Source organism: Kitasatospora nipponensis (assembly GCF_039528135.1).
GTDB lineage: Bacteria > Actinomycetota > Actinomycetes > Streptomycetales > Streptomycetaceae > Kitasatospora > Kitasatospora nipponensis.
In genome coordinates this window covers 1-482 of the sequence record NZ_BAAALF010000528.1, presented here as the reverse complement: position 1 = coordinate 482, position 482 = coordinate 1, and the positions used below count along the sequence as shown (strand labels likewise).

Sequence of the window (482 nt, the reverse complement as noted above, 5' to 3'; positions counted from 1 at the left end):
GGGAGTACTCGGAGGAGCCGCTGTTCGGACCGGTCAATGACCAACTTCTCACCCTCTGGCGGATCGATCCTGGCAGCGGTGCCCCGTTTTTCCGTGTGGTGCGGCCGGTCGGCCTCTGGAAGTTCGGCGCCACCGCCAAGACCGATCTAGACTTCCTGCTGCCAGAGACCGCATCTGAGCTGCATGAACTGTACTTCCAGCCGCACGACGATGAGCTGGAACTTGAACTTCCGAAGGAGGAACCGGGTCATGGTCACGGTGCCAGGGGCTTCTCCGGCTGAGCGCCTGCGCACCCTGCGGGAGATGTTGGGCCCCACCCAGGGCGAGATGGCCACGATGGCTGGCCTCAGTCCCGCGTGGATCTCCAGTGTCGAAACGCAGGCCCGTGAGGCGACGGAAGACGGCCTGCGTGCCATCGCCAGCGGCACCGGTACCCCGATGTCGTTCTTCTCCGCAGCGCCGTCAACCGTGCCGTTGGACTC

The 482-nt window shown here is 64.9% G+C and carries 1 protein-coding gene and 1 pseudogene; both read left to right on the top strand.

What is annotated here, in order from left to right; genetic code table 11:
• A pseudogene (locus ABD323_RS41660) lies at positions 1 to 281 on the top strand (hypothetical protein); the annotation flags it as partial.
• The coding region (locus ABD323_RS46160) for a helix-turn-helix domain-containing protein (protein WP_425556346.1) at positions 184 to 482 on the top strand (299 nt) is incomplete at its 3' end. The pseudogene ABD323_RS41660 and the gene ABD323_RS46160, both read left to right, overlap by 98 nt.